Here is a 26,476-nt window from a genome sequence, read left to right as displayed (position 1 = left end):
TTATTTGTATTACGTGAAATTTTTGCGTTATTTATAAACGAACAGCCACTTCTCTAACGAGCGGATTCTGTACCTGTACGTAAATTGCTTGTTCTAATGGATTACTTAACTCATCGACATCAAAAAATCTCGTTAATAAATTTGCTTTACATGCCAACTTATCCTCTTCCAACAATTCTCTTAAAAAGGTAGAAGGTTCACGGTTGTAAGGAAGGAACGATTCAAGTACAGATCTTAATTCAGAGAGAAGAATTTCCTCCTTAATTAATCCCGCTGTGCCAAAACCGTTAATGAGGCCAAACATATGATTGAAAATTAAATAGTAACGAAATCTTTCATCTACAATATAATCGTCATATAGATTTCCAGTACGTTCTCCAATACCCGTTAACTCCTTATTAAGCACTTCTTTCATTGAATTGCAGAAATAAAAACCTTGATTATCACGAAAATAATATTTGACCGGATAACCGTCCTTTAGCTGAACAACACTATTTTGCTGATGAGCTTCTAATGCAACGCCATACTGTAAGTACATCCATACCATCGGCTTTAAAGAAATATTCATATATCGTCTAAACCACTCTAAACTTACTTCTTCGCAGCTTCTACTTTCTACATCTGCTAGTTGATGAATAATATTCGATAAACGAGTACGTTCTCCAGGTATAGCGTCTTGAACTAGTCCAGCAATTAATGTAGCGTCATTTGCATGTTCTCTATAAAAAGGATTTTCTCGTATTATTACTTCAAATCCAGATTCTTCTGCTCCGTAATTTAATGTAATAAATGCTGGATCACAAATAAAATCAAAACCCGGAAACTTTTCTAACACTTCACCAATCGCTGTATTTAGCATTTCCTTTCCTTCAAGGCCACTCTCTAGTTCCTTCAATTTGTTAATGCGCATTGAATTTGTTACTTTTACTGGAAATGAAAACTTAAGCATGTATTTTGAGTGGGGATGATATAGTGTCCTAAGTGATGATGTTGCCATATAATACTTACCGGCCGGACCGATATACTCAAGTACTCCTTGCTCTATCCAATCCTGTACGTAAGATTGGTGTAATAGCCATTCTGCCTGAAGCGGATGAATTGGAAGTAATGAATATTCATCTTCCTTACAATATTTCGATATAAATTCCTGACTCACCATCTCATCATTACATAACTCTTCTTTTAGAATTACTGTTGTAGAATCAAATAATAATGATTTTTCCTTTACTATACTTTTATGTGCCCTAAAATAATGAAGCTGACATTCTCCTTTTAATTCTGGAGAATACATCGCGCTTTTCCATTCCAAAATACCTTGTCTACTCTTTGGGGTTGGATGAGTTAAATGTCCAAATAATAATGATTGCTCCGCCTCTATAAAGGATGTATGGAAAGCATATAATTTTGATGTTTCTTCTATCCGTCCCTTTAAAAAAACTTCAATATTTTGACAACTTTGAATGACACGGACCATAAGTTCAGCGGGATTTGTACCATCCCCATAATTCATAGACATTTCTTTTATTAAAAACGTAATAACAGTAACGTAATCTGCTTTTATAACATTCTTATTTTCTCCCATTTGATAATAAAATTGTTCTCCAAACAAATGGCGATCTGTTGCTGATTTATATATAACTTCTCCATACAAAGTAACGTTCTGCGCCGATAGCCGACAATATAAATATGTGGGGACTATATCTCTATTCAACGTATTACTGAAGATACTTTTCATTTTTTCATCCTCTGTAATCCATTCTCCACTCCCTGTTTCCCTTAAATAACAGTTTAAAAAACTTTGTAATGTTGCATGTTCTGCGATTTGTTTCGCATGCTGCATATTGGTCCTCCTCTTTATATTAAAGCTATCGAAATTTTATATAATAAACAACAATTGAATATCGTTATCAATTATGATTCTAATTGATAACGATATTCAATTCAATAGTATATTTCAGAATTTTTTATCTAATTTATTTTTTTTTGTTTTCTCTCTTTTCTTTAATCTAGTTAAAAATACACGAAAAAAATACTCAATTTCAAACTACATACTTACTTTTTTCATTAGTAATCCCCTTCAAAATAGTTAAACAAAAGAGGTATACCTTAATTGGTATACCTCTTTCAAACAATAAGTTTACATAATAATATTATTTATACTTCTCCAACAATACGCTGTTTCTTCTATATTTAGTCTCTCTAAAAATTTCGTGTCAATTTTTTCTGGATTATATTTCTCATAGAACCTTTTAGAAGGATTATTCGCAACAACCCATACTAAAAGTGATTGCATTTCATTGTTTATACATTCCAATAATAAAGCTTGAAATAACTTTTGTCCGATTTTCATTCCTTGATACTCTTGTAAAAGGTAGATCGCATATAATTCCCCATCACAATTATATGCACCACTTCTTTCCACTCCCCCGTCAATGAACCCAATTATTTTTCCATCTAACGTCTCTGCTACAAATCTATATTGGTATTTATCTTCTTGCTGAAAAATGTTTTCCCATTGTTTTTCTCGTTGCTCATACGTTATATTTTCTAAAATTTCGTCAGCAAATATCCCTTTATACGTTGTTTTCCAGCTATCAACATGCACCTTTGCTATACCTGGTATATCATCTTTTATTGCTCTTCTAATATGTATTTCCATCCTATCTCCCCCTTGTTTACTCATCATTATATCAATTCATCCCCTTAAAACTCCAAATAAAAAAAGAGTGAATGCACTTCACTCCTTTTTCACAATTATCTACTTTCCACTTCAACTGAAACTACTCGATCAATCTCTTTTAGGGAACTATATAACTCTGTTGTATATAAATCTTCTGGAGCTAAAATAACCATCTCAAGTTGCTGAAATGCTCCACTATCTATATCTTTAATTTTCACTCGTTTCACATGCATACCTAAATTTTTGATTTGCTTAAATATACCATCTAACTCATGATGCTCTTTTACAGTAATTTTTATAGATAAATCCTTTTGTCTTAATGAATACGGACCTGCGATTTTCACAAGTTGCGGAAGTACGTTAATTGCTAAAATAATTAAAATCATAGCAACCGTCGCTTGTAAATAAAATCCCGCCCCAATTGCTATACCTAAAGCTGAAGCAGCCCACACCATAGAAGCTGTCGTTAATCCGGAAATAACGTCATTACTTCTTCGTAAAATAACACCTGCGCCAAGAAAACCAATACCACTCACAATTTGAGCAGCTAGACGCATTGGATCCATATTTGTGTGCCCTGGAACAGAATATACATGTACGGCTTCAATTGAAACCATCGTAATTAAACAACTTGCTACAGAAATAACCATACTTGTTTTCACACCAAGCGGTTTATTCTTTAGCTGCCTATCTATCCCGATGAATAATCCTAAAAAGAGTGCTAAACCTAATTTGAGTAAAAATTCATATGACATATTTCCATTCTCCTTACTTTACAATGTTTCCCTTGGAATAATTCACTATAACTCTTTTATGATATCAATTCCAGCCTTTTCTATTCATTTAACGTAAAAAGCCGAAAAAACATTTGTAACGATGTTTCTCCGGCTTTTTATTATGATTAAGATTCTTCTTTATTTCTGATCTTTAATCTTAATCTCTGCATCTTTGTAGAATGCTAATTTACTGTCATTATACTCTTTTGTAAAATTGTTAAATTGCTCTTTTGATTTTTGTGCTTCCACAGTTGATTCATTAACAGCTTTAACTTTTTCACCAATCTCTTTTAATTTCGTTTCTTTTACTTTTAATTTTTCATACAGTTCTTTTTCAGTCGTTAACGCCTTCGTATAATTCTCATTCATCTTTTGGAATGCATCATAACGGTTTTTATACGACTCTTCTACTGCTTTCGCTTGTTTTTGTAACTTCTTATCTTCAAGCTTTTCTATATTTCCTTGCACAGATTTCGTTTCTTTCTGAGCTTTTTCTAGCATTTCTTTCTCAGTTTTTAATACTTTTTCACGGTCATCTACATTTGCAGTAGCTTGCTCTAGCTTTTTCATAACAGCGTCATTATGATCTTTACCTTCTTGTAAAATTTGAGAATACAGCTCTTGGCCTTCCTTCTCTAACTTCTCTAACTTCTTCGCTTCATCAACTAATGATTTTTCTTGTGTTGCTGCTGTTTCAAAAGCTGTATAAAGATTTTCTTCTGGTTTTTCACCGAAACAACCTGTTAATAGTCCTACTGATAGTGCTCCAACTACTGCTACTTTTCCATACTTCAACGTTCATTCCTCCATTACATACGGTTATCATGCCAGAAATTCACTGGGAAGTGACTCTCTTCATGATAAGCTTCAAACTCATAACCCTTTTCTTTTAACCCTTTTAAAATTGCTGGCACAGCAGCAACTGATTGTGGGTGAATGTCATGCATTAAAATAACTTCCTGTGGTTTTGTTGCATGTGTTATTACGTTTTGAGCAATTTGTGCTGCCGCTGCATCAACTTGTACTTTGTTATATTTCCAATCTAATGAATCAATTGTCCAATCCCATACTTTAAAACCGCCCTCTACCACTTTGTTTCGAAGACCTTCATTTAATCCAGGCATCGAACCGTATGGCGGACGTGTTAATTTAGGTGATTTTCCAATAATATTTGCAATTAAGCTTTGATCTTCTTTCATTTCATTTACATACTCGCCATTTTTATATAACTTTGCAAAATTATGTGTCATACTATGCATACCTACATAATGACCTTCTGCATCTTCACGTTTCACTAAATCCGGAAATTCTTTTACATTCGCTCCAATTAAAAAGAACGTCGCCTTCGCATCATGCTGTTTTAACATATTTAACAATTCAGCCGTATATTTCCCTGGGCCATCATCAAATGTAAGATAAGCAACTTTTCTTTCTTTCCCATTAAAACGACTTGGTGCCGTTTTATTCATTTCTACTTTCGGTTGTTCACTTGCAAGCTGTACTACATTTTCTTGTTTTGCAACAGCCTTTGCTGGTGAAGTAATGGATTGAAACATAAAATACCCAATAGCTACTGCTGCAATCGCTATTAAAACGACTACTACTCGTTTAATTTTTAAAGCTTTTTCCATTCTATCTAATTCCTCTCCCTATTAATCTTATATATAAATCACCCAATATAATTATACATCTATTTATTTTATTACACTATATAAACAGACCTATATATATGTATTATAATGGGAGTTTTATCAAAATGGTTGTTCCTATTCCCTCTTTACTTATAAAACTAAGTGTACCTCCATGAAGCTCTACCATTTTTTTTACGATAGCTAAACCAAGACCAGCACCTGTAGCATGGTTATTAATCTGGTAAAATGACTGTTCTATATATGGTAAATGCTCTTTAGCAATTCCAATCCCTTCGTCTTTCACCTTTATCACTGCTTGTCCTTCATTTTTAGTCGCTTCAATGTGTATTGTACCTTTTTCATGTGAATATTTAATAGCATTTTGAACAATATTCAAGAAAATTTGCTTTAGCCTATTTCGATCTCCCATCAATTCAATTCTTTCTATCGTATTCATAAATTGAATTTGTTTCTCTTCAGCGTTAGGAGTTAATTGCCAAATCGTCTCCTCTAGTATATCGTATATTTGCACCTTTTGTTTATATAAATTGAAATGATTTGATTGTAATCTTGAAAAATCTAGTAATTCTTCTACTAAATGAATTAATCGGTCTGTCTCACCTGATATAATTCCCATACCTTGCTTTATCTCTTCTTCCGTTAAATGATCTACCGTTTTTAAAGTCTCACTCCAACCTTTAATTCCAGTTAAAGGCGTTCGTATTTCATGAGAAATCGAAGCAATGAATTCATTTTTCATCTGTTCCGCTTTTTCTATTTTATTAGACATATGATTTAAACTATGTGCCAACTCACCTAATTCACCAGGATAATCCTCTTTAATTTTTTTCTTTAATGTACCTTCTGCAATTTGTGAAGAAGCATGAATAATAGATTCGATTGGTTTAACAAACGAATTCGCTAATCGTCTACTGATTAAGAATACAATTCCTGAAATAACAATACCTACAGAAATAGTAAACATAATGATTTCGATAATCTTTGCATTTACATTCGTTAAAACAGTCGTATATTTCAAAACACCGATCGTTTGTCCTTGATGAATAAGTGGACTAATGACTTCTAATTGTTTCACATTTTCTTTCGTAGTAGTCACTTGATGGTACATTTCTCCTTCTAGTAACGAATACGGAATAACTACTTTACCTTCTACCTTTTGTCCACTTGACGACTGTATAATCGTACCATGTCGATCAATTAATTGTAATTCAGTTCCTTCTAACTGAAAGCTCTCAATTATATCGCCGCTGTATTCTTGCAAACGAATAAAGTATAGTGAATTGTATTCAGAGAAAAATCGTGTACTTGTCTTCGCATGAGACTCTATATATTGCGCAATACCATTATAATAATATCGATAAATGGAGACTGAAAATACGACTTCAAATAATACAAGCATAAGTATAATGACCGTCATAAAATATAAAGTCACTTTTCTTTTCATCTTATACTTTCCTTCCACACATATCCTTTTCCCCACACAGTAAGAATAAATTCAGGTTCTGATGGATTACATTCTATCTTTTGACGTAACCGCCTCATATTTACATCTACTACTTTCGTCTCACCTACATAATTCGTTCCCCAAATCATATTTAAAATTTCATCACGTGAAACCGGCTTTGAAGCCTGGTTCATTAAATACTGTAATATCATATACTCTGTAGGGGTTAAATCAACTAATTGTCCACTTTTATATAATCTTTCTTCTATAACATGTAACGAAAACGGGCCAGATATGATTGTATTTGCTTTTTCATCATGTACTTCTATTCTTCTTAATAACGATTGTATACGTGCAGTTAATTCCACTGGACTAAACGGCTTTGCGATATAATCATCTGCACCAATTCCTAATCCTTGTACCTTATCTTCATTTTGTACACGTGCGGTTAACATAATAATACCGATTTTTTTATTTTCTTCTCGGATCGCTTTACAAACTTGAAAACCATCCATTCCTGGTAACATTACATCAAGCAATGCTACATCAACAGTATGTTCACATAATATCTGTAACGCCTCTTCTCCCGTACTAGCTTCTAATACATAAAATCCAGCACGTTTCAAATTTAAGACGATAAAACTACGAATAGGCATTTCATCTTCTAAAACTAAAATTGTTGGCATAATTTCCACCTCCCTACTCTTGTTGATAATCCGCTAACGGCTTTACATATGCTTTCACTTTTTCAAAATGTGGTTGTTTCGGTACGGCGTATACGTGAGAAGCCGTTTTCACTGCTGCCTCGTATCCTTTTATTTTGAACCATTCTTTCCGCTTAAATATATGGACTTCAAGCCATAGTTCATTTGTCGTTGTATCTATAAATTTTTGAACATCTGATGCTTCTTGCTGGACTGGAACAGTTATTTTTCCAATTAATGCTTGCGGGATTTTGACAAAATAACCTTTCTCTATATTTACATATCTTTCTTCTATCGGTTTAATTCCATCTTCACTCCACTGAATATAGCGTTCAAACATCGTACTCTCTCCGTACGATACCTCTTCCCAACCTTTCGGACGCACTGTACGAACAAATTCAATAATGCCGTCTTCATTTATATCTTTGCTTTCGACTACATAATCATTGAATAAATCTTCTTTTCCATCTATAGGTAGTGGCTCATAATGACCCTTATCAAATTTTGCTACATATGTTATCCCTGAATGAGCGCCAACACCTGCGTCAATTACAACCGCCTTTAGTGATTTAGAAATGCGGCCCATTTGTATTCTTTGGATGCTATTTATAAATGGATCGAATGACGCTTCAGATAAAGTTTTAAATTGTTCCATGAACTCAACTGTCAATTTCTCATCCTTTTCATACGTAACAAGGCTTATATCTTTCAATCCATTTTTATTTAAATCTTCTATGAATAACTTCGTATAACTTCGATTATATATTTCCTTCATATCTTCATTTTCTTCTGAAAAAACATACATAGCGTGTTCTAACGATTCACGACTTGCAGAAATTCCGATTAGTAACTCTCGCTTTCCGTTCCCTGTAAAATCACCGACTTCAACGATATCTACATCTCCGCCATCAAATTTATGTGTGGACTTTACTTTCCACCCATTTCCGGATTCTTCATATACGGCTAAATATACGCTATGATCTTCATTCGGCAATTTATAAAATAAAATGGCTTCTTTTTTATTATCTTGTTTAAAATCCATTGACCAAATCATCTGTTTATCTTTATTAGACATTGGAGTAAGCAATCGATAATTAACAGGCAAATCTTTATCTACTTGCTCTTTTAGTTCATTAATCCATTTTTCATTGGCAGGAGCACCCATTAAACTTGTTGGGGCTTCAGACATTTTACATCCAGTCAACATAAAAATGATTCCCATAATGCCTATCCATTTCTGCATATGATATCTTTCCTTATTACAGATTTTCATTATTTCTCTTTACTTTTTGCTTCTCCAATATTCTCATACATATGAGTATAATTTTTCTAAAATAAAAAATCGTTACAGAAAAGTTACAAATCCATTCCGATAAAAAAAGATTGGCAAAAGCCAATCTTTTTTTATTATTCGTTTCGAACTGGTTTTGGTGTTACACCTAAATGATCATTTAATTTTTTCGAAATATCTTTCACATTTTTTTCATTTGGAATGTAATAATAAATACCTCCGATACGTTTATCCGTACCTTCTACTTGCATTTTTTCCATTTCCAAATTAGACCCTGCCATATTTTTTGTAATCGCAAGCATATCATCGAAAGTTAAGTTCGTTTTCATATTTTTATCAACCGCATCAAGTAAAGAGCCCATTTTGCTAATAGATTGGACAGACATTGCTTTTTTGGCAATTGCTTCTATTACAAGTTGTTGTCTTTGGCCACGCATTGCATCACTGTCAATTTTACGTGTTCTTGCAAGCGCAAGTGCTTGCTCCCCATTTAAATGTTGGTAACCTTTCTCTAAATGAATCATACCCGCTTGGTCTTTACTATCTTGCTCAGTGAAAGTAACTGGTACATCAATATCAATACCACCAAGTGAATCGACAATTTGTACGAATGATTCAAAGTTAAACTTCACATAATAATCAACAGGTACATTTAAAAATCTTTCCACTGTATCTCGTGTACTTTCAACACCACCAAATACGTGTGCGTGTGTAATTTTATCTAATTTCTTTCTAGATGGAATATATACACGTGAATCACGCGGAATACTTACTAATTTAACTGATTTATCATCTTTATTAATTGTTGCTAATAACAGTGCATCTGTACGAACAGCTTCGCCATATTGACTTTTTCGCATTTCACTACCATCTACACCCATGATTAAAATTGAAATGTTATCCTTTAAAGGCTCAACGTCTTTATCACGTTTTGATGATTTATCAATTTGTGCATACGCATCACTTACTACAGCTTTTGCTTTATTATATATTAATGATCCATATCCTACTCCTCCAAAAATAAGTAGGAAAAATGGAATTAAAATGAACCATTTTATTGACTTTCTTTTAGAACGTTTTTTGTTGCTTCTTGTATTTTGTTCTAATTCAGAGCTCATCTTCATTCGCCTCTCTTTCTCTTTCCCTAGTATAATGTATGTCTAGCAATCTTCATATTGAATTTCCTTTCAAACACCTTACATTTTTGTAAGGTTACATGATGAATCCAATATGTATTCCATTTCACATTATACTCTCGTGCTTATTTTTGGCAAGCCACTATTTTTTAACTTCAAAAATTTAACGCTTCGTAACATCCAAAATTACAGATTTATAAATTTATTCGTTTCGAACCCTTCAATTTTCACCTGAAAAATTAGTAATGCAACAATACATTTCATATTATCCCTCAAGCGGTGTATACATTGTTTTCTTTCCATGATTATAAATAACAGCGGATTTTGCTTTTAGTTTCTCCTTATCTATTTCTATCTCTTCATTTGAGAAATTCACAATAACTTTAATATCTTTTCCATATGAAGCAGATTGGACTAATTTATCTTCTGACAAATATGCAAAGTTCGTCATTTCTTCTTTTACTGCCTTTTCATGAACTTCATTCCAAACTTTCAGATGCTGCGTAATTTCTTGTTTATGCTTATTCCACTCTACTTCATCTAAATGGTATAACGGAGGAACATTATACAATAACTCATATAACATACGGTTTCCTACCTCATCTTTTACTTTCAAACTTCCCCATTCCCAGTGATGCGTTGTAATTACAGAATCGTTGTATACTAATTTATATAACGGTACTGAATATACTGGATTTAAATAAACTTGTTTATATTCTTCTTTCAACGGTACTTGTTTTGCATATTTTTCTGGAACATTTTGATTCGGTGACCAATATCCGCCCACATAATACGGACTAGTTTTATTTTTCCTCATATCTTCATCGTCCCATTTAATAACTGGCGTTTCAATGCCGTGAGCAAATGCAATCGTGCTACTTGCAAAGTCGTTTCCGCCTTCCGAACCAACTACCATACCTTTTTCTTGCGCAATATAATCCATTCGTTGCAACCTTGCTTTTAAATCTTGTTCTTGTGTTGTTATATGTTTGGCCGAATAGTCATCATAAATTTCACCTGTTGCATCACAATCAATAAACCATGAATTATATTTAGGTCCATTTTGTAATATATCGTTTATTCGCTCTTTTACACTAGGAAGAGATAAAGTTGGATTTAATTTTCGCCCTCTACCTAAAAACCCTTGCACTTTTTCTCCATTTTTCTTCGTCACAGTTGCCTCTTCATATAACGATGGATCATGAAAAGAAGCTGTATTCCAATTTTTATCAGCCTTTTCGTGAATAGAATGGTACGAATCATACGGACCAACTAAATATCCCATTTTCTTAGCTTCTGTCACGAAATCGGGCTGCATATACCCTTGTTCCCAGTTCGGTAATCCAATCCACGCATTGTCTATTCCTGCTGCTTTCATTTCCTTTATAATATCCGTTCCATCTGCCTTACCCCATTTACTTACTTCTTCAACCGCATCGCCGAGCGCCGACTTTAATACATGCTTATTTAAGTTATATAACTCCATCTGCGATAAATGATCTAGCCCTTTGTTTAATAACTCACTAGCCTTCTGATCAACTTTTGGGAAAATAGCCTCTTTATACAATTCCTTCATTGATAATACTTCATTTACATAACGCAAAATAACATTTTTTTGGTACTGATCAATGAAATCTTGTTTACTTACTTGCTCAAATACATTCAATTCTCCAGGCTCCGAACTATTCTTTTGAATAAGCTCTTTTATATGGCTAAACACAGGACTATTTATTTGTTCTCTTATCTTTGGCCAATTTACGTTACTGTCAGACAAACCATTTTGATTCCAAAAATAAAAATGAGCCGCACCATAAAGTTTTTCAATCTCTTTATTTTTTCTAGCCTTTTCTTGTAATGTTTTAAATTCACCTTTTCCAGCAATAGTATCCTTATACAACTTAGCGATACTCACTGCATCATTATTTGTCACATATAATTGAAATCCATATGTTTTATTTTTATTTATGCTCGGGAATTCATGTATAAAATCAAATCCTATTTTCGGATCCGAATGAAATTTCAATTCATTATTAAACATATTGTTCGCAATATATACAATGGAATATTTCGAACCATTTAAAGCAAAAAACTTCATAGAAAATGATTCAGCAAATGAATATGCATCATCCTTTAAAAACTTCTTCCAATTTTCATCATTACTCGGAATTTGCTTTCCTTCCCATAACGGAAGTGTATAATTTTCAGCTTGTACTTTCGGCCATGTAAAGCTTTCTGCACCAGTCGATTCCACTTCAATATTTAAGTGATCTTTTTTCTTTTCTACATTCACTTTTACTTTTTGATCTGGATATTCCCATGATGTGCGCCCCTTATCTTTTTTCACATTCGACACTTTCATTTTCGGTAACGGCTGTGACGCCTGTTCCTTTACACCATCATGTTCTACAGTTAACGTGAAAGTTTCTGGATTTACATCGTAAGTAAATTCTTTATACGTCGCTTTCTTTATTTTAGACTCTTGTACAGCATTATTACCTTTTACATCACACCCAACTAAAGTCGAAAATGACATAGTTGTAAGAAGACATATCGCTATCATTTTTTTCATCTTCTGCACCTCCACCATTGAATATACAGGGGCTTTGTTACAGGAATGTGGCAAAAAAATAGAACTAGCATAACGCTAGCTCTATTTTGAGTATTAAAAATTAGTGTGTATGGACAACAATAATTTGTTTAAAGTATATGTAGTACAATCCTCACTACTTATAAAAACAAATAATTCATAGCTTTAACGTGCATTTCTTAACTAAAAAAATAAGTGTATATAATATAGCCTAAAACTAGCACTACAATTACTAGCGCTGTACCTTTCCAATTCATACCACCTGTCATATCAACTGGACTACCTGATTCAGCTCTGTTTAATCCATCCTTTAAAGAACCGGTAGGATTATTTTTCAATTCACTTTGCCTTATACGTTCTCTCTTTTCTTCTGGTGACTCTTTCTTCATACGATCACCTCCAAATGAATACACGCTTTACTAAATTATACATTATTACTTTTCTTTTATATGCCAACTGAAAAGATATTTACAACAAAAAAAGCTAGCAATGCTAGCTTTTTTATAGCCCTATATGTTCTTCTTTATTTACAGTAATTCCTCTATGATCGATTTCTAGCTCGCACACATTCATAGACGTAAATACTCTCGCTAATTGCTCACCAATTTCTTGTCGTTTATCATATGGCGTTAATATAAAAATGGATGGGCCTGCACCACTAAGCGCTGTGCCGTATGCTCCAAATTCTTTTGCACATTTACGAATAGATGGTAATAACGGGACCAGTTCTAAACGAAATGGCTCGTGAAAATGATCTCTTTCCATCATTTCTCCTACAACTTCCCACTTCTTTTGACAAAACGCAGCTACTAATACGTTGCTGATTGCACTAGCCTTAACTGCTTCATGAAACGGAAACACATCTGGTAATACAGATCGGCTTTCCTCCGTATTTAACTCTTCATTTGGAATAAGAGAGATTACACCTAATTCCTTACTTTCAATTCTTACAACCGAAACATTTTTTCCATCCAGTGCTCCGATTACAGTTCCTCCTAATATAGAAGCAGCAACATTATCAGGATGTCCTTCAAAATTTGTAGCAATTTGAACTTTTTGATCAGTCGTTAAGTTCAAATTGCCTAGTTGATTCGCAAGTTCTATCCCAGCTACAATCGCTGACGCACTACTTCCTAGACCTCTTGTAAGTGGGATATTACTAGTAACTTCTATTATATGGGGTGATAAAGAAGGACTCACTTTACATGCCGTGCTAACGATTAAATTTTTATCGTCTGTCGGAATTGATTCTTCAAAGGAATGGATTACTTGCCATTTATCAGCTTTCTCTTTTACTACTACATCTAAATATAATGACAAAGCTATTCCTACTGAATCAAATCCAGGTCCAACATTCGCTGTACTAGCAGGAACTCGAATACTTAATGGTATCACGATATAATCACCCCTTTAATATGCTCTTTAATTTGTTCTATATCATTTGAAACACTTGCAATATCTAATGTATTAGAAGAGATTGCGATATCAGGATCTTTCAACCCATTTCCAGTTAAAACCGCAACAACTGTCTCCCCTTTTTTGATTTTTCCAGATTGAACATGTTTAATAACGCCGGCTAATGAAGCATTTGATCCCGGCTCAGCGAAAACCCCTTCTGTTTTTGCTAATAATCTATACGCATGTAATATTTCTTCATCTGATACCATATCTATTTCACCGTGAGATTGCTTAGCAGCCTCTACTGCATATGACCAACTCGCTGGGTTACCGATGCGAATCGCTGTTGCAATTGTTTCAGGTTCTTCAATGACATGTCCTTTTACAATAGCAGCTGCTCCTTCCGCTTCAAACCCATGAATTCTTGGCTTCTTATAGCCTTTTTCTTGCTCATATTCACAGAAACCTTTCCAGTACGCTGTAATATTTCCAGCATTTCCAACAGGAATCGCTAAAACATCTGGTGCACTTTGCAACTGGTCACAAATTTCAAATGCTGCTGTTTTTTGCCCTTCAATTCGATAAGGATTCACTGAGTTTACTAATGTAATCGGCTCTTCAGCAGCAATATTTCTTACAGCCTTAAGTGCATCATCAAAATTTCCTTCTATTGAAATGATTTCAGCTCCATAGGCGACTGCTTGCGCTAATTTTCCATGTGCAATCTTTCCTTCAGGGATTACGATTATACATTTCATTCCAAGGCGTGCCGCGTATGCTGCGGCCGATGCCGAAGTATTACCTGTTGATGCACAAATAATTGCCTCCGAACCTTCTTCTTTCGCCTTCGCAACAGCCATTACCATACCACGATCTTTAAAAGAACCTGTCGGATTCGCTCCTTCATACTTACCGTATAACTGAATTCCTAATTGTTTTGATATATTTAATAACGGAATAAGCGGTGTATTTCCTTCCATTAAGCTCACATCAGGTGTATTTTCATTCACCGGTAAATAAGAAGCATACTGTTTTAATAACCCTTTATACATATTGTTTTTCCTCCTCAATAATGTAATAACTGTTTATTTCACTTGCGACATCTTCTATCGCTCCTAGTACTCGTTCGAATTGATACTTCGAAGTTTGGTGTGTCACAACAACGACTTCTGCAAGTTCACGATTTAAAGGTAATTGAATTACTTCTTTTAAACTTACAGAATAATTAACGAAACATTCTGTTATTTTTTGTAACATCCCAGGTTCATCTCGTAATGAAATACGTAAGAAATATTTCGAAACGACTTCTTCATCTCCTTGTAATTCATACGGTTCTGGTTCTTTTAACGCACTTTTATTTTTCGGAACTTGATTCATACTTTTAATGATTGAAATAATATCACTTACTACAGCAGAACCAGTCGGTAACTTCCCAGCTCCAGGGCCGTAAAACATTACTTCCCCTACTGCTTGACCGTGAACATATACTGCATTAAATTCATTATTTACATTCGATAATGGATGATGACTTGGTAAAAGAGTCGGTTCTACACTTAAATGAATGGCTGACCCTTGTTTCTCTGCTTTCCCAATTAATTTCATAGTAAATCCTAACTTTTCAGCCATTTGTAAATCTTCTTTTTCGACCTTTCGAATCCCTCTTACTTGCACATCATCTAAAGAAACATTCATCGAAAAACCTAAGTTTGCAAGAATGGCTACCTTTCTCGCTGCATCTAGCCCATCTACATCCGCTGTTGGATCTGATTCTGCGAAACCTAATTTTTGTGCTTCTTGTAATGCCTCTTCATACGACCATCCATTTTGACTCATCTTTGTTAACATGTAATTTGTTGTACCATTTACGATTCCCATTATTTTTTCAATTTGATCTGATGCTAATCCGTCTGTTAATCCTCTTAACACCGGAATACCGCCCGCTACACTTGCTTCATAACATAGATCACAATCATTTTCGTTCGCCAGGTGGAGAAGTTCCGCACCGTATACAGCCATTAAATCTTTATTTGCTGTTACGACATGTTTCTTATTTCGTAAAGCCTTAACAATATGCTGCTTTGCTTCTTCAATTCCGCCCATTACCTCTACTACAATATCAATATTTGGATCATTTAGAACTTCATCGACATGACTTGTTACTACGATTCCATCAATGCAAACATCACGTTCTTTTTCTAAGTCACGTACAACGACTGTCTTTACCTTCACTTCATACCCTGTATCAAGTGCAATTTTTTTATAATGTTCTTTCAAAATATGGACAACACCACTTCCGACCGTACCTAAGCCTAACACCCCAACATTAATAACGTTATTCATCTTCTAATCTCCTCCTACAATTTTATTTTTTGTCTTTATCAATCACCTTGCTCTGCTTTTTAATCATGCAGGTGGTGGTTATTTCCGTACGTACAAATCGTTTCATGTTACAGCACCTCCTTTCAAAGTAATAAAAAAACACACTCATCCCTAGGAAAGGGACGAATGTGTTTTCGTGGTTCCACCCTTGTTCCAATCCAGACGTATTTCCTTCTAGATTGCTCAAGTCCAGATAACGGCTGATTCCGTCAATAATTACTAGATTACTCGTTCACTATTGAAGTTCAAAGGTGGTAAAATCATTTCTCGTGTTAGGAAGCTCACACCCTTGGCTTCCCTCTCTGTAAACCGTAAAAATGATTTCATGTCCTTATCGTTACTTTTTCGTTCATGTTTATTTGTTAATTCATTATACTCGTATAAACAACAAAATCAATACTATTTTTAAATTATTTTAAATTTTCAATCTTAAATTCTATAAAAAAAACACACTCATCCCTAGGAAAGGGACGAATGTGTTTTCGTGGTTCCACCCTTGTTCCAACCTAGACGTATTTCCTTCTAGATTGCTCAAGTTCAGATAACGGCTGATTCCGTCAATAATTACTAGATTACTCGTTCACTATTGAAGTTCAAAGGTGGTAAAACCATTTCTCGTGTTAGGAAGCTCACACCCTTGGCTTCCCTCTCTGTAAACCGTAAAAATGATTTCGTGTCCTTATCGTTACTTTTTCGTTCATGTCTATTTGTTAACTTATTATAGTTATCAACTTTTCAAAAAGCAAGCCTATTTTTACTAACAATTTTCAAAATCATTTTTTATTGTATTTCACAATAACATTATGCAATGGCCGCTCAATTTACCTATTTTGTTGTTTCTCCAGTTTGTAAATCAACGATTCTTATATGAATATCACATTCTAAAATGTGTACATATTCACCTTACAAAACTATATCTATAAAGTTTTTTCAATACAATCTTTTCGTATAGCTTTCTTCCAAAGAACGTGCAACATCTTCTTCAGAAGTATTTACTTTCGCATGCTCCAGCAACATTTTTGCTGCTGAAGGTAACTCTTTTTTATGTAACCAAGATTCTGGATCCCACATCTTAGATCGGATAAAAGCTTTTGCGCAATGAATATAACACTCTTCTATTTCAACGACAATTCCAAGTAACGGATTGCGTCCATTCACCTGCATTTCTTGCAATATCTCTTCGTCGTTTGTAATATACGCTCGGCCGTTTATTCGGAGCGTCTCCCCAAGTCCAGGAATAAAAAATAGTAACCCTACGTATGGATTTGAAATAATGTTCAAAATGGAATCTATACGACGGTTACCTGGTCTTTCTGGAATGATAATTTTATTATTATTTAATACGTATACAAATCCAGGTGCGTCTCCTCTCGGTGAAGCATCACACTCTCCTAATTTATTTGCAGTAGATAATACTAGAAAAGGAGATTTAGACAGGAAATCTACGCAATGGTGGTCTAATGATGAAATAACTTTCTTTAACGCTCGCTCACTTGGTTGCCCCAATATTTTCCGTAATTCTTCCTCTGTTGAAATAATCGATTTTATTTCCGTACGCTCTATCCCCACTATTAACCGCTCCTTTTTTCTTTATTTTCCCAAAATTCAATACAAATATTGTATAATAAAATTTGCAGAAAGGGGAATTAAAATGACAGAGTGGTTAACAATATTTGATCCTGAAAGAAATACACTTGGGAAGAAATTGCGTGATGAAGTGCATCGTGACGGTGATTGGCACGAAACATTTCATTGTTGGTTTGTAGAAAAAGATGCTGAAGATATGTTCTTATATTTCCAATTACGCTCTAAAAATAAAAAAGAAGCTCCATGTATATGGGATATTACTTCAGCCGGACATATTATGCACGATGAAGATGTACAAATTGGTGGTCTTCGTGAAATTGAAGAAGAATTGGGGCTTTCATTTCAAACGACTGATTTAGCATACAAAGGCATCTTTAAAATAGATTATGAAATTTCAAATCTTACAGATCGTGAGTTTTGTCATATGTATTTCCACAATGTCATCAATCCACTTCCATTCGCACCGGGTGAAGAAGTAGACGATGTGATGAAAGTACATGCAAATTCTTTTCTACAACTATTAAAAGGAGAGATTTCATCTTTAACGACTATTTCTGTTTTAAGCAATAAACCGATAACGATAACATTTGAAGATATTTATCCATATAATCTTGCATACTATGAATTTGTTATAGAGCAAGGAAAAGACTTACTAGAAAATAATAATTTATAAATAAGATAGGACTCCCATTTTAAAGTACTTAGGAGTCCTATTCTTAATAATGGATGATTGACAATACCCGACTAATTTAAACTCCACTTTATTTTCTCTCTTTCGATGTTTGGAACATACTTGGCAGCGTTACAAAACGTGCCCCTTTCGTTTTTAACTGCGGAATGATTTTGTCTAGCGCCTCTACAGATCCTTGTAAATGCCCGCCTGGCGTTGAATGCTGAAGGATGACACTGCCAGGAAATGAATTCCCTAACACATTATTTGTAATCGTATCAGCGCTTACTCCTTTCCAATCAACCGTATCAACACTCCACTGTACAATCATAAAGTTTTGCTCTGTCGCCCACTTCAATTGATTTTCAAGTATTTCACCGTACGGCGGACGAATAAACTTCGGTGCATAACCAGCTAAACGATTTAATATTTCTTCTGTTTTTATAATTTGATTACGGTACTCAGCATCATTTACTTTCGCTAAATTCGGATGGCTATACGTATGATTACCAATTACATGCCCTTCATTCGCAATACGTTTTACTACATTCGGATACTTCTCTGCGTTTTCACCAAGCAAGAAAAAAGTTGCTTTTACATTATGTTGTTTTAACTTATCTAAAATTTTCGGCGTAAATTCTAAATCTGGTCCATCATCAAATGTAAGAGCGACTTCCGCTTTATTGTATGGTCCGGAAAATGCGTACGCATATTTTTCGACCCACGAAAATGGCGTCCACGATCCACGCTCATATGCTTTCATTTGCACTTCATAGTTTTGAGGGATATATGCGTATGGCAATGAGCTTATATAGTCTCCATAATAAAATGAGTGATATGGCATATAGGCGTACGAAACATCTCGTTCTAATCCCCATTGATATGGGGCAAACATTTCTGACGAATAAAAATAATACATAATAAAAAACCTCCCTAAAATTTCATATGTGATTCCTCTGCACTTTGTTAGGGAAATTCCTATTCATGAACAAAAATAAGACTGTCCGTAATTAGGACAGTCGTATTGCTTTATATTATTAATAAATCGATGTACTATCTTTGGGCAAAGCTTTCACATGTTTTAAATAGCTCGTCACTCTGTCATCATCACCTTGCGGGTACTGATATCCAAATGTGTTAGCAATTTCGTTCGCCACTTCCCTAAATAATTTCCCCATGACAAAGAATGACTCCCATATGTTTTCATATTCTGCATTAGAAAAAGTTCTTTTAAATTGCTCCCACATATCTTTTTCAATATATTGCTCGAAATGCTTCCCAAACTTTCCTGCATTACCTGTAAAGTCTGTTTTCATACCAATATGCCATTCTAGCATTACGATGAACATATCTCGTACTGGACCATCAAGCATCCCTTTCGCATAAGAAAGTTCTTCTCTCCATAGTCCTTTCCCTACATTCGTACTACACCACCAAAATTCATTACAGCAATCTAAAAATTCTTTTTCTGTAGGCTTTTTTATTAAGTAGTCTTTATCGCTTACTGGTGGAAATTCAACAATACAATTATCTTTATCGAGAAGCAGCTTACTTAAACTATCTTGTCCAACGAACTTATTTATCAAATCAAATGGAACGAGCGTTAAATCAATTCGATTTCCATCCATAAACTGCATTAAATACGGAAATTTCCCGTCTTCGTCCGCTGGAATTAATGACATTTCTTCTGGCATTTGTACAATCATTATTTCTCCAAATCTATGAATCCAATTATGATTAGACGTAAAAGATTGTATATCATGTACAACATACATAATATCGTAGTCTTGAAAACAATCTCTCTTCACATTTAAATTTACACGTGATCCATTCATGATAACTGCTCGGATTCTTTCATCCTCTTTTGCTGTATTTATAATTAAGTCTAACATTTCTTTTTCAGTTCTCATCTATTCCTGACCTCCAATTTTTATATAAACTTATATTTCCAAGTATATTGGAGGTCCACGAGGTAGCTGCATTGTACAAGATACATGTTATAATTTTTGAAATTTCTTTTTCATCCCATTTACCTCCTCACATCACTCTTTTACGACTGCCATGACAAACCCATCGTATCCTTTACTTCCGACAGTTTGAAGCGCAGTAGCACTTACACGTGGTTCTGCAGCTATTAATTCATAGAACCGACGTATCCCTTGTACGCGAGGATCGTTACTCGTATTGTCAATAACTTCCCCTTCACGTACTACGTTATCACCAATAATTATAGTACCAGGGCGTGATAGTTTCAGTGCCCACTCAAAATAGGTAGGGTTATTTTGTTTATCAGCGTCTATGAAAATAAAATCAAATGGTTCATACTTCTCATTTTCGATTTGCTGTAAAGAATCTAAAGCTAATCCTGTTCGCACTTCAATTCTATCATTCAAATTGGCACGTTTAATATTACTACGTGCAATTTCTGCATGTTTTTCGCTTGCTTCCAATGTAACAACTCGACCTTCAGATGGCAAGCCCCTTGCAAGCCATATCGTGCTATATCCACCTAGACTACCAATTTCCAAAATGTTTCGAGCTCCTTGAATTTGTACTAATAGTTGCAAAAACTTCCCTTGCGTTGGCGATACATCATGTGCTGGTAAATTAGCTGCAGCGTTTGCTTGAAGAACTTCTTCTAATGTAGAATCTTTCGGTATTAATACATCACTCACATATTGATCAACAGCCGTCCATTTCTCAATTATACTCATGTAAATACCATCCCTTTCAATGCTTTTCTATTATTCACATTTGATTATACCGAAAATTCTGTCTTATAAACGAAAATAAAGAAGGGACATCTACTCCATTACAGAATAAATATCCCTTCTTTTGTTTATACATTTATCCCCTACGGATTAGTAGACCAAAGTCCTGCTGATTTAATAAATGTACGTTTATTTAATTTCAGCTGCGCTACGATAAACTCTGCAATATCTTCTGCTTGCATTACTTTATCTGGGTTTCCGTCAGTTAATCCTAAATCTACAGCCATATCAGTTGCTACTGTACTTGGAGTTAGAGCTGTTACACGAATGTTATGTTTGCGAACTTCCATCGCTAACGATTCTGTTAAGCCAAGAACACCAAATTTAGAGGCACTGTATGCACTTGTTACAGGTGCACCTTTTTGTCCTGCTGTAGATGAAATGTTAATAATATCACCAGATTGTTGTTCAATCATGCTTGGTAAAGCTGCACGAGTTGCATAGTATACACCCATTAAGTTTACTTGAATGATTTTTTCCCAATCAGCAACTTCTAATTCTAAAAACTTACCGAATTTAGAAATACCAGCGTTATTAATTAAAATATCGATAGATCCTAAACCATTTTTTAACGTCTCAATCGCAGTAGTCACTTCTTCATATGAAGAAACATCAGCAGTCGCAATAACAGCTTTTACGCCTTCTGCTTCTACTTCTTTCGCTACAGCTTTTAAGTTTTCTTCTGAACGAGCTAAAAGACCGACATTTACGCCCTCTTTCGCTAATGCGATCGCTACAGCACGACCAATCCCTCTACCTGCTCCTGTAATTAAAGCATTTTTGCCTTCTAATAATTCTGCCAAGTATAACACTCCTTAATCATCTCAGTTATGTATTATATTAAAATTGTATCTATGTTTATGTAAAAAGGCAATGATGCACTTTCATGTGCGTAGGTTACTTATAGGTAACTATAGAATTTTTTTATTTATCCTGCTATTTGCGGGCAGTAAGACCCCCACTTATTAAAGTTTCACTTTATAAGTCTCATGTTTTTGCCATGATTCATGTAAAATATAAATAAATCCAGCATAGGAGAGTGTATGTGTATGAAAAGAAAAAAATGGTTCTTCTTATTAACTGCAGTCGGACTATGTATCATATTGTTTGTCCTGTACTTTATATTTGGTAATCCACTAACTTATAAAGTAATAGAAAAAAATACTAACGAATACCTCCATACTATAAAAAGATATAAGCAAGCAGAAATACAAAGCATTACTGGAAAATATACTCCCCTTTATAATATCGGCTATTATGCAGAAGTTGTTTATAAAGACGAGCCTTATTTTACATACTCTTATACATACGATACTAATAAAAAAATAATACAAGACAACAGCATTTTAGGAAGACATACCGAGTCATTTGAAAACCTTAATTTAAACTGGTCATTGTTTGACGAGTTAGTAGACGGGATTCATACAAACTTACAAGAAAGAGGTTTAAGTGAAAAGAAAAATTATTCTATACGCAGCGTTCAATTCATCGATATAAATGATGATAAAAGTGGTGCAGAAGCGTACGTTGACTTCAAGAAAGATAAAGAATCAGATTACTCATACCGTATGAATAACGAAGGAAAAGCTTATCAATATAGTTGCAGTAATGGAAAATGTATTTTTAAAGAGAAATAGTGTTAGAAGATTTTCCTCCTAACACTATTTTTCTTCATATTTAGGAATACAAACAATAAATTCTGTCCCATTCCCCTCTTCACTCTCGACTTTTATTTCTCCTTGATGAAGGTCGATTACCTTTTTTACAATGGCCAAGCCTAAGCCACTTCCTCCATAAGCACGATTTCGTGAAGAATCTGCTTTATAAAAACGTTCAAAAATATGTTGTTTCTGTTCTTCTGATATACCAATTCCCGAATCGCGAATACGTACTTCCACTACTTTCTCATATTCTTGTAACTGGATTGTAATTGTACCGCTACTTGGAGTAAATTTAATACTATTATGAATTAAATTAATCCAAACTTGACTCATACTTTCTTGGTCAGCAGTAACGTGTACTTTCTCTAAATTAAGTTCTAGCTCAATTTCTTTTTCAGCCCAGAGCGGTTCACTATTTAATACAATTTGCTTTAACTGTTGATCTAATCGATAAGTCACTCTTTCTGGTGTATACTCTTCTGACTCTAAAAGAGTTAGTTTCAGTAAATTTTGACTTAGTTTAGATAATCTCGTCGTTTCCGTTTCGATAATGGTAAGATAATGCTTTCTTTTTTCCTCGGAAAGATTATCGTCTTGTAGCGCTCTAGCAAATCCTTTTATAGAAGTTAATGGTGACTGTATTTCATGTGAAACATTCGATACAAATTCCTGACGCATTTTCTCCATCGCATTCAGTTCATCAGTCATATCGTTTATACTTTTTACGAGTACACCAATTTCTCCATCATACTTTTCTTCATTTCGTATTTTTACGGAGAAGTCTCCTTTTGCAATTTTTTGTATCGGTTCAATAATAGTCCAAATCATCGCCTGTCGTTTTGGCCTCATTAATATCCCAAACAATGTCCAAATAAGAACAATAAACACAAAACCGACCATATCACTAATTAAAAAGGCAACAAACCGCGATACATGTATTTCAAGAGCATTCAATATACTAGTTGCTACATAAAATGCGATAGACCAAATTATAGTGAGAAAAGAAAAGAGCGCTATTATTGCTCCCGTTACTTTCAACATCTTCAACTTACTCATTCGTTTTCTTTTTCTCATTTACTTACCTCTAAGCGATATCCTAAACCTCTTATCGTTTTAATACTAAATTTCGATTTCTCATCTTGAAACTTCTCACGTAACCGATTAATATGAACGTCTAGTGTACGTTCATTCCCTTCAAAATCATATCCCCATACATCTTCAATTAATTGCTCTCTCGAACAAGTTCTTCCTGCTTTAGAACCTAGAGTAAAGAGCAATTCGAATTCTTTTAGCGGTAATGTAACCGTTTGTTCTCCAACTGAAACTTCAAATGTTTTACGATTTAACAATACATTTCCAACTTGAATCGATTGCGATACTGTAATTTGGTAACGTTTCAGTAGCGCCTTTACTCTCACTACTAGTTCTATCGGATCAAATGGTTTTACAAGATAATCATCCGTGCCAAGGTGAAATCCTTTTACTTTTTGAGACGTTTCTCCTTTAGCAGTTAGCATCAAAATTGGAATATCATAGTACTTCCTTAATTCAAAACATACATCAAATCCATCCATATTCGGCATCATGATATCAAGAATAACCATATCAACTTTTACTTCGTCTATTTTCTGAAGTGCATCTAGTCCATCAATTGCCTCATATGTTTGAAAGCCTTCGCGTTCTAAAAAAACAGAAACAAGTTCTCTAATATGCGGATCATCATCCACTATTAAAATGTTAGGTATCAAAGAAACCATTTCCTTTCTAATTAGCATCCCTTATAAAGCTTTTAAAAATGAATAATCAGCGGGGTATAAGCCCCACTGATTATTCATTTTATAATGCACCCTCTTTAATTTTCAATTGTTGCGTTGCAAATTCACGATACATATCATGTGTCTGTAATAATTCATCATGTGTACCGCTTCCTGTAAGATTCCCTTTTTCTATAAAGATAATTTTATCTGCATCTACAACAGTAGAAAGTCTATGTGCAATAACTAACGTTGTTCTGCCTTTCATTAAGTTATTTAATGCCTTTTGAACGACAGACTCAGACTTACTATCTAGACTGGAAGTTGCTTCATCTAACATAAGAATTTGTGGATTTCGAAGTAATGCTCGGGCAATGGCAATTCGCTGTCTTTGCCCTCCAGAAAGCTTCACACCACGTTCTCCAACTTCTGTTGCGTATCCGTTTGGCAAGTCATGAATAAATGCATCAACATATGCCATTGCTGCTACTTTTTCAATTTCTTCATCTGTCACTTCGCCCTCAACACCGTAACAGATATTATCACGAATCGTTCCATCAATTAACGGACTATCTTGTGAAACGTAACCAATTTGACGTCGCCATGACTGTAGTGAATAATTCTTAATTGAGTCTTTTCCTAATTTAATGGCACCGCTAGTTGGCTCGTAAAAACGTTCTAACAGTGAGAATAACGTCGTTTTTCCGCTACCACTTGGTCCTACGATTGCTGTTACTTTTCCTGATTCAATTGTGAAATCAATATTCTTTAAAACTTGCTCTTCTTCGTTATACTCGAAATATACATTTTCAAGAACGATTGGCTGCTTCGGATTTGTAACCTTCACACCAGTTTCATGATCTTCTACTTCATATTCTAAAATTGTATTAATTCTTTCCGTTGCACCAATTGCCTTTTGGAATTGTGTAAAGAACATAGATAATTGACTCATCGGCATTATAATTTGAACTAAATATAAAATAAACGCTACTAGTTCTCCTGTAGTTAATGCACCGCTAGAAACTCGCATTCCACCATATCCTACGATAATAACAAGCAATGCCATTAAAACAAACGACATAACTGGTGAAATTAACGCTTGCACTTTTCCCTCTTTCAAACCAAATTGTAATAGCTTTTCAATACCTTTATTTCCAGTTTCATATTCCCTTTTTTCTGTGTTCGAAGATTTCACTAAACGAATTTCTGATAATACTTGCGTTAATACACTAGTAAAAGAAGCCGTTTCATCTTGAAGTGCTTTTGAAATCTTATACATTTTTCGTCCCAGTGGAACTAAAATTAGTACTGATAATGGAATAACTGTTAAAAGTAAAAGTGTCATTTTCCAATCTAAAACAAATAATACAATTAATGATCCGACAATTGAAATACCGCCTGTTAATAAGTTTGACAAATGCTCAGAAATTAATGTTTTCACAACTCCTGTATCATTTGTCATACGACTAATGGTATCACCTGTTCTATTTTGATCATAATAAGTTACCGGTAATATAAGTACCTTTTTCCACAAACGTTCTCTCAGTCCAGCTACGATCTTCTGTCCTATATAATTTAGTAAATATATAGACAAACCCGCAGCTATAGTTTGCATAATAAAGAATGCAACTAGCCCAACAATTTGTCCTGTACTTATTGACGAAAGTGAAAAATTATCTACTAACCCTTTCGTTAACATCGGTATAAATAAACTCGCTCCCGTAGAAAGCAAACTCATTAATAACGCAAAAGCAAGAATCCCTTTCGGAGGATTTGTATCTTGAATAAGGCGTAAAAACTGCCTCCAGCTCCCTTTTTTCTTCATCTCATTTCTAACTTCCATTCCTGTTCATCTCCTCGTGTTAAACCAAACTGTTCTTTCTAAAAATAGAATACAATACAAATGTAAACTGAATGTAAACACATTTTTTCTCTTTTTACAAAATATACATACAAACTCATCTTTACAACAAGTATAAACATCTG

24 protein-coding genes and 2 other annotated features are annotated in these 26,476 nt (G+C 34.3%); of the genes, 2 read left to right on the top strand and 22 right to left on the bottom strand.

The genetic code is table 11. The features are described from left to right. Positions 1 to 31: 31 nt before the first annotated feature. The 15 genes from MR115_RS13300 to MR115_RS13230 form a co-directional block, all read right to left on the bottom strand. Positions 32 to 1,840 (bottom strand): IucA/IucC family protein, encoded by a 1,809-nt coding sequence (locus MR115_RS13300; RefSeq protein WP_242241614.1) that lies wholly within the window; start codon positions 1,838 to 1,840, stop codon positions 32 to 34. A gap of 297 nt (positions 1,841 to 2,137) precedes the next feature. Next, positions 2,138 to 2,686, bottom strand: coding sequence for a GNAT family N-acetyltransferase (locus tag MR115_RS13295; protein WP_242241613.1), 549 nt, complete (start codon positions 2,684 to 2,686; stop codon positions 2,138 to 2,140). 68 nt (positions 2,687 to 2,754) lie between these two features. Continuing rightward, on the bottom strand, positions 2,755 to 3,435 hold the full coding sequence (locus MR115_RS13290) for an MgtC/SapB family protein (protein WP_000119503.1): 681 nt from the start codon (positions 3,433 to 3,435) through the stop codon (positions 2,755 to 2,757). Positions 3,436 to 3,594: 159 nt separating this feature from the next. Continuing rightward, positions 3,595 to 4,251, bottom strand: a complete 657-nt coding sequence (locus tag MR115_RS13285; protein WP_242241612.1) for a YkyA family protein — start codon at positions 4,249 to 4,251, stop codon at positions 3,595 to 3,597. A 14-nt stretch (positions 4,252 to 4,265) separates the two neighbouring features. After that, positions 4,266 to 5,087 (bottom strand): peptidoglycan-N-acetylglucosamine deacetylase, encoded by an 822-nt coding sequence (locus MR115_RS13280; RefSeq protein ID WP_061680439.1) that lies wholly within the window; start codon positions 5,085 to 5,087, stop codon positions 4,266 to 4,268. A 103-nt stretch (positions 5,088 to 5,190) separates the two neighbouring features. After that, the gene (locus MR115_RS13275; RefSeq protein WP_242241611.1) at positions 5,191 to 6,552 is read right to left on the bottom strand and encodes a sensor histidine kinase; all 1,362 of its coding nucleotides are present in this window, start codon (positions 6,550 to 6,552) and stop codon (positions 5,191 to 5,193) included. Next, entirely contained in the window at positions 6,549 to 7,238 is a 690-nt protein-coding gene (locus tag MR115_RS13270) for a response regulator transcription factor (RefSeq protein WP_097817573.1), read from the bottom strand. The genes MR115_RS13275 and MR115_RS13270 overlap by 4 nt, the downstream gene beginning before the upstream one ends. A gap of 13 nt (positions 7,239 to 7,251) precedes the next feature. Then, positions 7,252 to 8,499, bottom strand: a complete 1,248-nt coding sequence (locus MR115_RS13265) for a hypothetical protein (protein ID WP_242241610.1) — start codon at positions 8,497 to 8,499, stop codon at positions 7,252 to 7,254. 164 nt (positions 8,500 to 8,663) lie between these two features. Further along, positions 8,664 to 9,665 (bottom strand): LCP family protein, encoded by a 1,002-nt coding sequence (locus MR115_RS13260; protein ID WP_242241609.1) that lies wholly within the window; start codon positions 9,663 to 9,665, stop codon positions 8,664 to 8,666. A gap of 283 nt (positions 9,666 to 9,948) precedes the next feature. Then, a complete protein-coding gene (locus MR115_RS13255; RefSeq protein ID WP_242241608.1) occupies positions 9,949 to 12,270 on the bottom strand; it encodes a glycoside hydrolase in 2,322 nt (773 codons plus the stop codon). A 179-nt stretch (positions 12,271 to 12,449) separates the two neighbouring features. Beyond that, a complete protein-coding gene (locus MR115_RS13250) occupies positions 12,450 to 12,659 on the bottom strand; it encodes a DUF6366 family protein (protein WP_061676877.1) in 210 nt (69 codons plus the stop codon). 112 nt (positions 12,660 to 12,771) lie between these two features. Beyond that, entirely contained in the window at positions 12,772 to 13,665 is an 894-nt protein-coding gene (gene thrB, locus MR115_RS13245) for a homoserine kinase (RefSeq protein WP_063261825.1), read from the bottom strand. Further along, a complete protein-coding gene (gene thrC, locus MR115_RS13240) occupies positions 13,662 to 14,720 on the bottom strand; it encodes a threonine synthase (protein ID WP_242241607.1) in 1,059 nt (352 codons plus the stop codon). Before thrC ends, thrB begins: the two co-directional genes overlap by 4 nt. Further along, positions 14,713 to 16,008 (bottom strand): homoserine dehydrogenase, encoded by a 1,296-nt coding sequence (locus MR115_RS13235; RefSeq protein ID WP_242241606.1) that lies wholly within the window; start codon positions 16,006 to 16,008, stop codon positions 14,713 to 14,715. The genes thrC and MR115_RS13235 overlap by 8 nt, the downstream gene beginning before the upstream one ends. A gap of 154 nt (positions 16,009 to 16,162) precedes the next feature. Then, positions 16,163 to 16,394, bottom strand: a binding site (T-box leader). Between the two features lie 116 nt (positions 16,395 to 16,510). Beyond that, positions 16,511 to 16,742: a binding site (T-box leader), on the bottom strand. Between the two features lie 235 nt (positions 16,743 to 16,977). Then, positions 16,978 to 17,616 carry a pyridoxamine 5'-phosphate oxidase family protein gene (locus MR115_RS13230; protein ID WP_242241605.1) on the bottom strand — a complete coding sequence of 213 codons (639 nt, stop codon included), beginning with the start codon at positions 17,614 to 17,616 and terminating at the stop codon, positions 16,978 to 16,980. An 82-nt stretch (positions 17,617 to 17,698) separates the two neighbouring features. On the opposite strand from MR115_RS13230, the gene MR115_RS13225 reads away from it, so the two are divergent. Next, positions 17,699 to 18,307 (top strand): NUDIX hydrolase, encoded by a 609-nt coding sequence (locus tag MR115_RS13225; RefSeq protein WP_242241604.1) that lies wholly within the window; start codon positions 17,699 to 17,701, stop codon positions 18,305 to 18,307. Positions 18,308 to 18,395: 88 nt separating this feature from the next. Here MR115_RS13225 and MR115_RS13220 read toward each other — a convergent pair whose 3' ends face one another. The 4 genes from MR115_RS13220 to MR115_RS13205 form a co-directional block, all read right to left on the bottom strand. Next, complete coding sequence (locus MR115_RS13220; RefSeq protein WP_242241603.1) at positions 18,396 to 19,223, bottom strand: peptidoglycan-N-acetylglucosamine deacetylase; 828 nt, start codon at positions 19,221 to 19,223, stop codon at positions 18,396 to 18,398. Positions 19,224 to 19,341: 118 nt separating this feature from the next. Then, complete coding sequence (locus MR115_RS13215) at positions 19,342 to 20,214, bottom strand: aminoglycoside 6-adenylyltransferase (RefSeq protein ID WP_242241602.1); 873 nt, start codon at positions 20,212 to 20,214, stop codon at positions 19,342 to 19,344. A 132-nt stretch (positions 20,215 to 20,346) separates the two neighbouring features. Further along, entirely contained in the window at positions 20,347 to 21,018 is a 672-nt protein-coding gene (locus MR115_RS13210; RefSeq protein WP_242241601.1) for an O-methyltransferase, read from the bottom strand. Positions 21,019 to 21,158: 140 nt separating this feature from the next. Continuing rightward, positions 21,159 to 21,878 (bottom strand): 3-ketoacyl-ACP reductase, encoded by a 720-nt coding sequence (locus MR115_RS13205; RefSeq protein ID WP_242241600.1) that lies wholly within the window; start codon positions 21,876 to 21,878, stop codon positions 21,159 to 21,161. Positions 21,879 to 22,118: 240 nt separating this feature from the next. Between MR115_RS13205 and MR115_RS13200 the strand changes: the two genes are divergently transcribed. Beyond that, positions 22,119 to 22,712 carry a DUF3139 domain-containing protein gene (locus MR115_RS13200; RefSeq protein ID WP_242241599.1) on the top strand — a complete coding sequence of 198 codons (594 nt, stop codon included), beginning with the start codon at positions 22,119 to 22,121 and terminating at the stop codon, positions 22,710 to 22,712. A 24-nt stretch (positions 22,713 to 22,736) separates the two neighbouring features. Here the strand turns inward: MR115_RS13200 and hitS are convergent, their stop codons facing one another. The 3 genes from hitS to MR115_RS13185 all read right to left on the bottom strand — a co-directional run bounded on the left by hitS (position 22,737) and on the right by MR115_RS13185 (position 26,333). Beyond that, a complete protein-coding gene (gene hitS / locus MR115_RS13195; RefSeq protein WP_242241598.1) occupies positions 22,737 to 23,810 on the bottom strand; it encodes an envelope stress sensor histidine kinase HitS in 1,074 nt (357 codons plus the stop codon). After that, positions 23,807 to 24,484 carry a response regulator transcription factor gene (gene hitR, locus MR115_RS13190; RefSeq protein WP_218012706.1) on the bottom strand — a complete coding sequence of 226 codons (678 nt, stop codon included), beginning with the start codon at positions 24,482 to 24,484 and terminating at the stop codon, positions 23,807 to 23,809. Before hitR ends, hitS begins: the two co-directional genes overlap by 4 nt. An 88-nt stretch (positions 24,485 to 24,572) precedes the next feature. Then, positions 24,573 to 26,333 carry an ABC transporter ATP-binding protein gene (locus MR115_RS13185; protein ID WP_242241597.1) on the bottom strand — a complete coding sequence of 587 codons (1,761 nt, stop codon included), beginning with the start codon at positions 26,331 to 26,333 and terminating at the stop codon, positions 24,573 to 24,575. Positions 26,334 to 26,476 lie beyond the last annotated feature (143 nt).

It is taken from the genome of Bacillus cereus group sp. BfR-BA-01309, assembly GCF_022664315.1.
Taxonomy (GTDB): domain Bacteria; phylum Bacillota; class Bacilli; order Bacillales; family Bacillaceae_G; genus Bacillus_A; species Bacillus_A mobilis.
This window is presented reverse-complemented; position numbering and strand designations above follow the sequence as displayed.

Bases quoted from the DNA above. Each gene is read 5' to 3' on its own strand.
- MR115_RS13275 (WP_242241611.1), bottom strand. From the start codon at position 6,552: ATGAAAAGAAAAGTGACTTTATATTTTATGACGGTCATTATACTTATG.
- MR115_RS13280 (WP_061680439.1), bottom strand. From the start codon at position 5,087: ATGGAAAAAGCTTTAAAAATTAAACGAGTAGTAGTCGTTTTAATAGCG.
- MR115_RS13265 (WP_242241610.1), bottom strand. From the start codon at position 8,499: ATGCAGAAATGGATAGGCATTATGGGAATCATTTTTATGTTGACTGGA.
- MR115_RS13225 (WP_242241604.1), top strand. From the start codon at position 17,699: ATGACAGAGTGGTTAACAATATTTGATCCTGAAAGAAATACACTTGGG.
- MR115_RS13290 (WP_000119503.1), bottom strand. From the start codon at position 3,435: ATGTCATATGAATTTTTACTCAAATTAGGTTTAGCACTCTTTTTAGGA.
- MR115_RS13215 (WP_242241602.1), bottom strand. From the start codon at position 20,214: ATGAGAACTGAAAAAGAAATGTTAGACTTAATTATAAATACAGCAAAA.
- MR115_RS13185 (WP_242241597.1), bottom strand. From the start codon at position 26,333: ATGGAAGTTAGAAATGAGATGAAGAAAAAAGGGAGCTGGAGGCAGTTT.
- MR115_RS13200 (WP_242241599.1), top strand. From the start codon at position 22,119: ATGTGTATGAAAAGAAAAAAATGGTTCTTCTTATTAACTGCAGTCGGA.
- MR115_RS13255 (WP_242241608.1), bottom strand. From the start codon at position 12,270: ATGGTGGAGGTGCAGAAGATGAAAAAAATGATAGCGATATGTCTTCTT.
- MR115_RS13295 (WP_242241613.1), bottom strand. From the start codon at position 2,686: ATGATGAGTAAACAAGGGGGAGATAGGATGGAAATACATATTAGAAGA.
- MR115_RS13210 (WP_242241601.1), bottom strand. From the start codon at position 21,018: ATGAGTATAATTGAGAAATGGACGGCTGTTGATCAATATGTGAGTGAT.
- MR115_RS13250 (WP_061676877.1), bottom strand. From the start codon at position 12,659: ATGAAGAAAGAGTCACCAGAAGAAAAGAGAGAACGTATAAGGCAAAGT.
- MR115_RS13235 (WP_242241606.1), bottom strand. From the start codon at position 16,008: ATGAATAACGTTATTAATGTTGGGGTGTTAGGCTTAGGTACGGTCGGA.
- MR115_RS13220 (WP_242241603.1), bottom strand. From the start codon at position 19,223: ATGTATTATTTTTATTCGTCAGAAATGTTTGCCCCATATCAATGGGGA.
- MR115_RS13270 (WP_097817573.1), bottom strand. From the start codon at position 7,238: ATGCCAACAATTTTAGTTTTAGAAGATGAAATGCCTATTCGTAGTTTT.
- thrC (WP_242241607.1), bottom strand. From the start codon at position 14,720: ATGTATAAAGGGTTATTAAAACAGTATGCTTCTTATTTACCGGTGAAT.
- MR115_RS13260 (WP_242241609.1), bottom strand. From the start codon at position 9,665: ATGAGCTCTGAATTAGAACAAAATACAAGAAGCAACAAAAAACGTTCT.
- hitS (WP_242241598.1), bottom strand. From the start codon at position 23,810: ATGAGAAAAAGAAAACGAATGAGTAAGTTGAAGATGTTGAAAGTAACG.
- MR115_RS13300 (WP_242241614.1), bottom strand. From the start codon at position 1,840: ATGCAGCATGCGAAACAAATCGCAGAACATGCAACATTACAAAGTTTT.